General features: G+C 65.4%; 8 protein-coding genes and 1 pseudogene. 6 read left to right on the forward strand and 3 right to left on the reverse strand.

Annotated features, from left to right (window positions below; all coding sequences use genetic code 11):
* The first annotated feature begins 48 nt into the window (after positions 1–48).
* Positions 49–294: a hypothetical protein gene (locus AX685_RS06285; protein ID WP_066486556.1), complete on the forward strand. Its 246-nt coding sequence runs from the start codon at positions 49–51 to the stop codon at positions 292–294.
* 56 nt (positions 295–350) lie between these two features.
* Here AX685_RS06285 and AX685_RS06290 read toward each other — a convergent pair whose 3' ends face one another.
* Positions 351–1,034, reverse strand: a complete 684-nt coding sequence (locus AX685_RS06290) for a TetR/AcrR family transcriptional regulator (protein ID WP_070321394.1) — start codon at positions 1,032–1,034, stop codon at positions 351–353.
* Between the two features lie 243 nt (positions 1,035–1,277).
* Here AX685_RS06290 and AX685_RS06295 point away from each other — a divergent pair, with 243 nt between their 5' ends.
* The 3 genes and pseudogenes from AX685_RS06295 to AX685_RS06300 all read left to right on the forward strand — a co-directional run bounded on the left by AX685_RS06295 (position 1,278) and on the right by AX685_RS06300 (position 3,662).
* Positions 1,278–2,417, forward strand: a complete 1,140-nt coding sequence (locus AX685_RS06295; RefSeq protein ID WP_231738620.1) for an aromatic ring-hydroxylating oxygenase subunit alpha — start codon at positions 1,278–1,280, stop codon at positions 2,415–2,417.
* A pseudogene (locus AX685_RS23065) lies at positions 2,418–2,637 on the forward strand (hypothetical protein).
* A 2-nt stretch (positions 2,638–2,639) separates the two neighbouring features.
* Positions 2,640–3,662, forward strand: a complete 1,023-nt coding sequence (locus AX685_RS06300) for an acyl-CoA dehydrogenase family protein (protein ID WP_231738625.1) — start codon at positions 2,640–2,642, stop codon at positions 3,660–3,662.
* Between the two features lie 81 nt (positions 3,663–3,743).
* Here AX685_RS06300 and AX685_RS06305 read toward each other — a convergent pair whose 3' ends face one another.
* Together AX685_RS06305 and AX685_RS06310 are read right to left on the reverse strand one after the other, a co-directional pair.
* On the reverse strand, positions 3,744–4,943 hold the full coding sequence (locus tag AX685_RS06305) for an acyl-CoA dehydrogenase family protein (RefSeq protein ID WP_066486563.1): 1,200 nt from the start codon (positions 4,941–4,943) through the stop codon (positions 3,744–3,746).
* On the reverse strand, positions 4,940–6,400 hold the full coding sequence (locus tag AX685_RS06310) for an aldehyde dehydrogenase family protein (RefSeq protein ID WP_066486564.1): 1,461 nt from the start codon (positions 6,398–6,400) through the stop codon (positions 4,940–4,942). The genes AX685_RS06305 and AX685_RS06310 overlap by 4 nt, the downstream gene beginning before the upstream one ends.
* 93 nt (positions 6,401–6,493) lie before the next feature.
* On the opposite strand from AX685_RS06310, the gene AX685_RS06315 reads away from it, so the two are divergent.
* Positions 6,494–8,719, forward strand: coding sequence for a CaiB/BaiF CoA-transferase family protein (locus tag AX685_RS06315; RefSeq protein ID WP_066486573.1), 2,226 nt, complete (start codon positions 6,494–6,496; stop codon positions 8,717–8,719).
* 207 nt (positions 8,720–8,926) lie between these two features.
* Positions 8,927–9,658 (forward strand): SLC13 family permease (locus AX685_RS06320; RefSeq protein ID WP_269450466.1); only part of this gene is annotated, 732 nt, incomplete at its 3' end.

Raw genomic sequence — 9,658 nt, forward strand, 5'->3', positions numbered from 1 at the left:
AACGGGGTCCCTTTTGGACGCCGATAGGGGGTCCTTTTTGGACGCCGATTGACAGTCCAGAAGGGATATGCGAAGCTCGACGCGGCACTGGCGCTCAATGGTCCGGACGAACGCTGGACGCTGTCGGTGATCGGCCGCAACCTCACCAACAAGCTGGTGGTCACGGCCGCGAACGACATTCCGTTCGCAGGTGGAACCGGCACAGGGACGGCCGGGCCGGGCGTTACCGCCGACATGTCCGCCTTTGTCGACAACCCGCGGGAAGTATTCGTCGAGCTGGCGTTCAAATTCTGACTGTTCTTCTTCCGAACAACCTCGAAGGGGTGGTGAGTTCACCGCCCCTTTTCTTTTCACCTGCTGCCGTATCGCGCACGAAGGCCGGCAAGCAGCACCTGCAACCCTTCCTTGAAAATGTCCTCGTCCGACGGAGCGAGCTCAAGCGCCTCGGCAAGTCGGGGGAAATGCGCCGCATCGACCTCGGGCATGGCCGGGATGTGATGCGCTTCCGCCGCCGCCGCGAACAGCGACGAGCCATATGTGAACTTCTCTATCACTTCGTGCACGATCATTTGCGTGGCGAGCGGATACGGGCAATCCCGCAAACCGGCTTCGTAAGCGGGGAGCATCAATCGCCGCGGAAAAAAGCGTAGCGAAAGCGGCGCGGCATTGGGATGGCGCAGGGCAACGCGGCGAGTGGCGCAACTGAGCTCCACCATCCGCGTCTCCCAATCGGTGGACCATTCCTCCTGCTCGTGGCCGACTTCGAAAAGCAGCCTGCGTGCGACTTCCGCGAGAAGCTCCTCCTTGTCACGAAAGTGGTGGTAGAGCGATGGCGCACTGACACCCAGTTCCTTCGCCACAGCTTGCAGGCTCAGGGCGTCCAGTCCCTTCGCATCGATGAGTCGCAATGCCGCCTCCGCAGCGGCCTCACGGGTGATCAGCGGGGACGATGGGCGCCCTGCACGCGGCACGCGACGCTTGCCGCCAACGGTCGTCTTCGTCTTTTTCGCGACTGCCGGAGTCATGATGTTCATGCCGGCAAGCTAACGGGCTTGCTGCCGGACGGCCAGAGCTTGCTCCACGCACCGGTAATCCAAGGACCATGTATCTCGCAATTGCGCGCGGCGAGGGTCACCGACGGGCATGACGCCACGTGCTGCGCAAAGAGGCATAAAACTATTGCCATTAGTTTTAAAGTCGGGTACAACCGGCCTACAAGCAGGAGAGGTGCGACCATGAACTTCGTCGCCGATATCGCGAGGCCGGCCGAGCGCCGCGTGACCCGGCTGTCTGACCTGACCGACAGCCAGCAGGAAGCAATCCGCCGCATTCCGGCCGAGAAGGACGCCGTCAACGTCCCGCTCGCGGCGACGCGGCCGAACGCGATCTTCACCGGTCGCGAGCGGTTTGACGCCGAGCAGGCGAACATCTTTCAAAAGCATGCCGTGCCGGTGGCATTGGCGGCGGTGTTGCCGGAGCCGGGATCGGTCGTCGCGATCGAGGCGTACGGCAAGCCCCTGCTCGTTACCCGGACGCGCGCCGACGAGATCAAGGTCTTCATCAACGCCTGCCAGCACAAGGGCGCGAAGCTGGTGGAGGATTGCGCCGTCCATAAGCAGGGGCGGATGGTCTGCCCCTATCATGCCTGGACCTACGGCCTCGACGGCAAGCTGATCGGCGTTGCCCGGTCGGACATGTTCGAAGGCGTGATGAAGGATCAGCGCGGGCTGAAGGAACTGCCCAGCGTCGTTTGGGGCGGCGTCATCTATGCCCAGCTGAACGGCGGACCGCTGGACGTGTCGCAGTTGCACGACCAGATCGATGCAGACTTCACCGCGCTCGGTATCCCCGGCGGCTATGTCTACGGTCGCAAGACCTTCGACCTGGCGGCCAATTGGAAGGTCGTTCTCGAGCCTTTCCTTGAAGGTTATCATGTGCAGCGGCTGCACGCCGCATCGATCGGCGCGCTGTTCGTCGACGCGCCGAGCGTCAGCGACACGTTCGGCGTCAACATCCGTCAGGTGTCAGGGCGCATCGGCTATGAGCCGGCAATGCTGGACGAGGATGCGGACATGAACGTCCACAAGCTCGTCACGCACGCCTATACCGCATTCCCCAATGTCGTGGTCGTCACCAGCCAATATTACACCAGCGTGATGATCCTGATGCCGTACGGCGTGGACCGGACGGTCGTGCATTATTACATGGTCACCCCCGGCCCGGCGACGACGCCCAAGGCGGAAGAGGTGTTCGAACGCTCCTACGACCTGATCATCAAGGTGTTCGCGGGGGAGGACTTTCGCGCGGCGCAGATCAGCCAGGAAGGGTTGAACGCGGGAGTGCCCGAAAGCACCGTCTATTGCGGTCTGGAGGAAAACGTCATCCGTTACTACGAAGCGCTCGAGACGTTGCTGTAGATGCCGCAACTGATCGTTACGATGAGGGGCGGGACCGAGCATGACCGCGGCGACGGGTTTGACGCATTGCTCGCCATGTGCGGCGGCGGTTATTCGTGTCCGACATCCGATGAGGGTCGATAGCTCCGAACATTGCGGCAAGCGCTCGCGGCTGTCTTGCTCGTTGCGCTTCGAGAACGCATTTGACGGTTTGCGCGTCACCATCGCGCCGGAGGATTGAACGTGGAGCAGGCATTACGCGAGGCGCTCGACCGCCATCTGGCAAGCGCCCGCGACGGATCGACCGCTCTCGGCGCCGCTGGCGTTTTCGGGTTGATCGTACCCGAGGAACTGGGAGGTCTTGGCCTTGACGTGTCGACGGCGGGAGCCGTGCTCGACATGCTTGGCGAGCATTGCGAGCCGACATCCTTCCTGGAGACATGTGTCATCGCCGCGCAGCTGCTTCAGGGCGCGCGAACACCGGCCGGGGACGGCGTGCTGCGGGACATTGCGAACGGCGCGACGGTCGCTGTCGCTGGGCTGGATCCACGGCTTCGCCCCGGCGTCAGCGCGACACCCACGGCTGGCGGGTGGCGACTCGATGGCGACGCAAAGCTGGTGCTCGACGGCGCGTCTGCGGACTATCTGCTCGTTGCGGCGCGAACCGAACGCTACACGTCCGCGCTTCTTCTGGTGCCCGCAACGACCGACGGCGTGATCGCGAAGGCCTATCCGACGATCGATGGCCGTGCGGCCGCCGATCTCCGCTTCATCAACGCCGAGGCCGCGCTGCTCGCCACCGATGTCGACGATGCGCTGAGCGAAGCGGGTGACATCGCGCTCGCCTGCCTCGCGTCGGAAGCAAGCGGTCTGATGCGGCGGCTGGTGAGGGACACGGTCGCCTATGCAAGGGAGCGCGAACAATTCGGCCAGCCGATCGCGCGCTTCCAGGTGATCCAGCATCGGCTTGCCGACATGCATATCCAGGCGCGCCGGGCGACGGCGATTGCTGCGCGCGCCTGTCAGGCGCTGGGCGGCCACTGGGCCGAGCGCGCGCGCCTGGTCAGTGCGGCGAAAGTGACGGTGGCCGATGCCGGGCGCTTCGTCGGGCAGAATGCGGTTCAACTGCACGGTGGCATGGGCATGACGCAGGACCTGCCGGTCGGTCGCTGCTTCAAACGGCTGACGGTGATCGAGCACGAACTCGGCAGCGCCGATCAGCACCGCCAGCGTTTCGGGCGTATGACCGCGCAACTCGCGGTCTAGTGCCTTTTTGCGCAACGAGCCGTGCGCGCAACCCCCGCGAGAGACCGCGCCATCCCGGCCTTCCCCTGAGGGAAGGTACTACTATCCAAGCACCTCCTTGGCGACGATGCCGCGCTGGATCTCGTTGGTCCCGGCATAGATCAGGCCGGCCCGCGTATTAAGGTAGCGAAGTGGTGCGATCGCCTGCCACGGTTCGCCGCTGCAATAATCTGACGCCGTTTCCGGATAGCCGACAATGGGGCCGCCCGGCTTGCTGACGCCGGGCTGCCACGCCCGGCCGACAGGCCCCGCCGCTTCAAGTTCGAGTTCCGACAAGCGTCCCGCCAGTTCGGTGCCGAGTATCTTCATGATCGACGGATCGGCTCCGAGCGGCTCGCCCCGCGACAGCTTCGACAAGGACTCGCTTTCAAGCGAGTCGAGCACCTCGATATGGATTTCGAGGTCGGTCAACTTGTTGGCGAATAGCGGCTCTTCGGCAAGGGGCCCGGCATGGGCGCGCAAGGCGTCGAGCCTCACCTGAAGCTGCGGCGCGTAGGCCGAACCGCCCCGTTCGAACTCGAGCAGATATTTGGCGACACTCCATCCCCCGTCGATCGCGCCGAGAACATGGGCAATCGGAACACGTACCCGGTCGAAAAACACCTGATTCTGGATCCATTCGCCGGATGCCATGACGATCGGACGCACCTCGATACCCGGTGTGGTCATGTCGGTGAGCAAGAACGTGATGCCTTGCTGCTTGCGCTCGCCGCGCGCGGTGCGGACGAGGCAGAACATCCAGTTCGCGACATTGGCATGCGTGATCCAAATCTTGCTGCCGGTACAGACGAGATCGTCACCGTCGCGCTCGGCCTTCATCTGCAGCGCCGCCAGGTCCGACCCGGCGCCCGGTTCGGAATAGCCCTGACACCAGAAATGCTCGCCCGACAGCATCCGCGGCAGGAAGAACGCCTTTTGCTCTTCCGTGCCGAAGCGGAGGATCGCCGGCCCGGCCATGTCGATCCCCATGGGCGAGGTGGGTGGCGCGCCAGCGAGGACGCGCTCGCGCTCGAAGATGTGGCGCTGCGTGACTGACCATCCAGCCCCGCCATGCTCCTTCGGCCAGGCGGGTGCCGCCCAGCCGCGCGCATGGAGGATCGCCTGCCACGCCATCTGCGCCTTGTGATCGGCGTAGACGCTCGTCATGCGGCTGCCGGCAGCGCGAATCGGGGGCGTCAGCTTCTCGGCGAGAAAGGCGCGAACTTCCGTGCGAAAGGCTTCGTCTTCGGGCGTCAGCTTCATGACGCCGCCCCGGCCGCTTCCGGGGCGGTGCCGGTAGGCTGCTTGGGAATGAAGATCGACTTTGGCCGGGTGAACTCGAGCAAGCCGGCCAGGCCGTTTTCCTGCCCGAAGCCCGATTGCTTGGCGCCCGCCAGCGGGGTGAAGGGCGTCGATTGCAGGTTCTGGTTGATCCACACCGTACCGGTATCGAGCCGGTGGGCGATTTCGGTCGCCTTCTCGATGTTGGCCGACCAGACGGCGCCGGCAAGGCCATATTCGGTGTCGTTGGCCCGCGCGACCACGTCGTCCACGTCCGTCCACTTGAGCAGCGGCAAGACGGGCCCAAACGCCTCCTCTACCACGACGCGGCTGTCGTCGGGCGGGTTGTCAACCAGCGTCAGCGGCACAAAATAGCCACGCTGGGGCACGTCGCCGCCCTCCAGCAGCGTCAGCCCGTTCGCGCGCGCATCGTCGAGGAGGCCGAGAACGCGGCGATATTGCGCCTCGTTCTGGATCGGGCCATAGCGGTTACCCTGCTCGGCACCGTCACCCACCGGTGTGGCCTTGGCAAGCTCGTGCAGCCGGTCCCGAACCTGGTCATAGATGTCGGCGTGGATGAACAGCCGCTTGGTCGCGACGCACACCTGCGCGGTGTTGTGAAACGCGCCCTCGAACAGCTGTTCCGCCACCGTATCGACATCGACGTCCGGCAGCACGATGGCCGCGTCGTTTCCGCCCAGCTCGAGCGTGATACGCTTCAGGTCCTTGGCGGCGCTTTCCATTACGCGGCGGCCGGTTGCCGTGGAGCCGGTGAAGCTGATCTTGGCGAAGCCCTTGTGCGCGGTCATCAGCGGGCCGAGCGCGTCCCCGCCCGCGATGACGTTCAACACGCCGGCCGGAAAGCAATCGCGGATCAGCTCGGCAATCCGTAGCGTGGTAAGCGGGGTGAAAGGGGAGGGCTTCAGGACCAGGGTGTTGCCGGCCATGATCGCCGGCGCGATCTTCCACACCGCCAGCAGCACCGGGAAGTTCCACGGCACGATACCGCAGACGACGCCCAGCGGCACGTGATGCACCTCAATCCGGCGGGTGTCGGTCTCCTCCGTCACATCGATGGGGATATCGAGCATGGTAGTCGCCTTCATCCACATCGCACCGCCCAGCACCTCGCCCTTGGCGCCGGGATAGGGACGACCCTGTTCCTTGACGAACAGGGCGGCGAGCTCGTCGGCATGTGCCTCGATGATCCCGGCCGCGCTGATCAGCGCGGCCTTGCGCTCGGCGATCGGCACGTTCTTCCAGGTCGCAAAGGCGCGGGTCGCAGCCGCGACGGCGCGATCGAGATCGTCGGCGGTCGCATCCGGAGCCTCGGCGAACACCTCCCCCGTCGCCGGATTGCGCACCGGCAGAGAGGCTGCCGTGGGCGCGGCGGCGCCGTCGATCGTCATGGTGAAGCTTGCTGCTGCCACGCTGGCCATCTAACTCTCCCGCTGATCGCGGCCATCAGCCGCTTGTGCCTGGCAATCTAATGCCCTTAGATAAGATGGATCGCAAGAGGTTGGGAGAGGAAGATGGCAGTTGACCGGCCTCTGACGGGAGTGCGGGTGGTCGACGCGGTGCACGGGCCGCTGAGTATCACCACACGATATCTTGCGGAGCTCGGCGCGCAAGTGGATCGCATCGCGGATGCCGCTCACGGTGATAGGCTGGCGGATCGCATCGCCAATCTCGGCAAGACGGTGCATCCCTTCGATCATCGCGCGCCGGAAGCCGCTTCTCTGCTCGCCGCCGCAGATATCATAGTCGAGGATTGCGGCCTCCAGCTACGCGCAAGCCAACCAGCGCAGGTCATCGTCAGCGTCAGTCCGTTCGGACAGGGAAACTCCCTGTCGGGGTGGCAGGCGAGCGACGCCGTTTTACACGCGCTTTCAGGCGAACTGTCGCGCTCGGGGATTCGTGGGCGCGAGCCGCTGCTGCCGCCGGGGCAGCTGGCATGGCAGTGCGCGGCGGTGCAGGCGGCATTCCTGGCGCTGCAATCCTATTTCCTCGCATTGCGAACCGGGCAGGGCGACCGCATCGACTTTGCCGCTTTGGACGGCGCAGTGCAGGCGCTTGACCCCGGCTTCGGGATCGGTGGCAGCGCCACGATGGGGCGTCCGGCGAACCTGCTGTCGCGCGAGCGGCCTGCCAAGGGTTTTCAATACCCCATCATCCGCTGTGCCGACGGTCACGTGCGCCTGTGCCTGCTGGCGGCACGGCAGTGGCAGGGCATGTTCCGCTGGATGGGCGAACCCCCTGCCTTCGCGGACCCGAGCTTCAACAGCACGGCGGTCCGCTACAAGTCACCTGATCTCCTGCCGGCGATCGCTGCCTTCTTTGCGGACAAGACCCGTGCCGAACTTGAAGCCGCTGCCATCTCGTACGGCGTGCCGCTGAGCGGCGTGGCGACGCTCGCCGAAGCGCCGACGCTGCCCCACTTCGTCGAACGTGCGTCCTTCCGCAGCGAAGACGTGAATGGCGCGACCTATCCCGTTCCAAACGGGTGTATCGTCGTGGATGGTGAGCGGATGACGCCGGATGCAGGGCATCCGCGGGCTCGCTTGGTGCCAAGCGCACGGGATCTGTCCCGGCCGTTCGAAGGGCTGAAGGTGCTGGACCTCGGCGTCATCGTCGTCGGCGCCGAAACCGGTCGCCTGCTGGCCGATCAGGGGGCCGATGTGGTGAAGGTGGAAAGCGGTGCCTTTCCGGATGGCAACCGCCAGTCCTATCTGCCCTACGGCCTCTCGGCCAGCTTCGCGGCCGGGCACCGTAACAAGAGAGGTCTTGGCCTCGATCTGCGTCACCCGGATGGCAAGGCGCTTTTCCTTCGGCTGGTCGGGCAGGCCGACGTGGTGCTCTCCAACTTCAAGCCGGGGACGATGCAGTCGCTCGGCCTCGGCCGTGACGTTCTCGCAGCCGCCAACCCGCGCGTGATCAGCGTCGAGAGTTCCGCCTTCGGAGATAGCGGCCCCTGGAGCAAGCGGATGGGGTATGGCCCGCTCGTGCGGGCAGCCACCGGTCTGACGGAGGCGTGGCGCTACGCCGATGATCCCGAAAGCTTCAGCGATTCGATCACCATCTACCCCGACCATGTCGCTGGCCGCATCGGCGCGATCGCTGCGGTGGCGTTGCTGATCCAGCGTGAGCGGACCGGGCAGGGGGGACATGCAAGCATCGCCCAGGCAGAGGTCATGCTCGCCCAGTTCGGAGCGGAGATCGCACGAGCGTCGACCGGCGTTCCTGCCGAACGCGAGCATTCGGCGGTCTACCGCTGCCGCGGGGACGACGAGTGGATCGTGGTCACCGAGCGCGACCAGGCCGATGCTGCTGCGTTCGTCTCCGGGTGCGGTGGGCGGCCCGCAAGCGAGTGGGCGGCGTCGGTCGATGTCGACGATGCGATGCATTGCCTTCAGGCTGCCGGCATTCCCGCCGCGAAGATGCTGCGGGTGGGAGACCTGCCGGGCTTTCACTATTTCGCCGAACGAGGCCTTCTGCGGCGCGAGCATCATCCCTTCCTGGCGGACGTGGTCACGTCCGAGGCAACGCAAGGGCATGGGCGCCTCCCGGCCCCTCCGATCGCCCCCGCACCGCTCATGGGCGAGCACAGCGACGAGATCATGAGGGAGTGGCTGGGCCTCAGCCCGAACCAGATCGAGGACCTTGTGGCCAAGGGTGTGGTCGAGCGCGCCAGCATCGAGGAACGGAGCGCAATCCAGCAGACACTGGCGGCAAAGACCTTGCGCTCGGAGGACGCGTAACAGCGTAAGACCGCCAGCCAAGTGGTCCAAGAATGGGTAGCAGCTCAGGTCGAGCGCCGCCAGCAGCGATAGCGCGCGCAATGACCGAGGCGATGTCGCAGGCCGGGGCGGTTCGCGGTCGCCGCGTTGCCGCGATGATTTATCCCCGCTGTGGCACCGGGTCACATGGCGGATGCGGCGAACCTTGCGGTCATGCGTATGAGCAGCATGATCGCATCCCTCTCGGCCAACGGCCCCATCGCCGGGCTTGTCTTCGTCGTGCTTCTGCTGATCGCCTTCGCAACCGAACGATTTCCGCCCGTGACCGTCGCGGTCTGCGGCGCCGCGGTGATGATCGCGCTCGGCTGGATCGGCTGGGACGAAGTGAGCGCCGCCTTCGCCAATCCCGCGCCGATCGCAATCGGAGCGTTCTTCATCCTGTCGGGGGCGTTGGTGCGGACCGGCACGATCGAAGCACTGGCGAGCACGGTCGTGCGGCGCGCGGCGCGTCAGCCGCGACGGACGGTCGCGGAGATGTACATCGGTGCTGCGATCGCACCGGCGTTCATCAACAACACGCCCGTCGTGATGGTGCTGATTCCGCTCGTCCGGCGCCTTGGCCAGGCGATCGGCATCGCCGCCACGCGCTTGCTGATCCCGCTGTCGTACCTGTCGATTCTCGGCGGAACGCTGACGTTGATCGGGACGTCGACCAATCTGCTGGTCGATGGCGTCGCGCGCGCCAACGGGCAGCCGGGCTTCGGCATTTTCGAGATTTCCGGGGTTGGGCTGGCCGCGATGCTGGCCGGCATCGCGACGATGCTGTTGATCGGAAAGCGCCTGCTACCCGACCGCCCCGACTATCCTGCGGAGGATCGGCATCATCTGACCTATCTGACCGAGATCGAGTTGACGAAATCGGTGGGGCTGCTGGCCGACCTGCCGCTGCTGCGGCGGGCG

Source organism: Sphingomonas sp. CCH9-F2 (assembly GCF_001556735.1).
Taxonomy (GTDB): Bacteria; Pseudomonadota; Alphaproteobacteria; order Sphingomonadales; family Sphingomonadaceae; genus Sphingomonas; species Sphingomonas ginsenosidimutans.

What these genes read in the sequence shown, in the direction of transcription:
- AX685_RS06305 (WP_066486563.1), bottom strand. Translation starts at nt 4,943, where the DNA reads ATGAAGCTGACGCCCGAAGACGAAGCCTTTCGCACGGAAGTTCGCGCC.
- AX685_RS06290 (WP_070321394.1), bottom strand. Translation starts at nt 1,034, where the DNA reads ATGAACATCATGACTCCGGCAGTCGCGAAAAAGACGAAGACGACCGTT.
- AX685_RS06310 (WP_066486564.1), bottom strand. Translation starts at nt 6,400, where the DNA reads ATGGCCAGCGTGGCAGCAGCAAGCTTCACCATGACGATCGACGGCGCC.
- AX685_RS06315 (WP_066486573.1), top strand. Translation starts at nt 6,494, where the DNA reads ATGGCAGTTGACCGGCCTCTGACGGGAGTGCGGGTGGTCGACGCGGTG.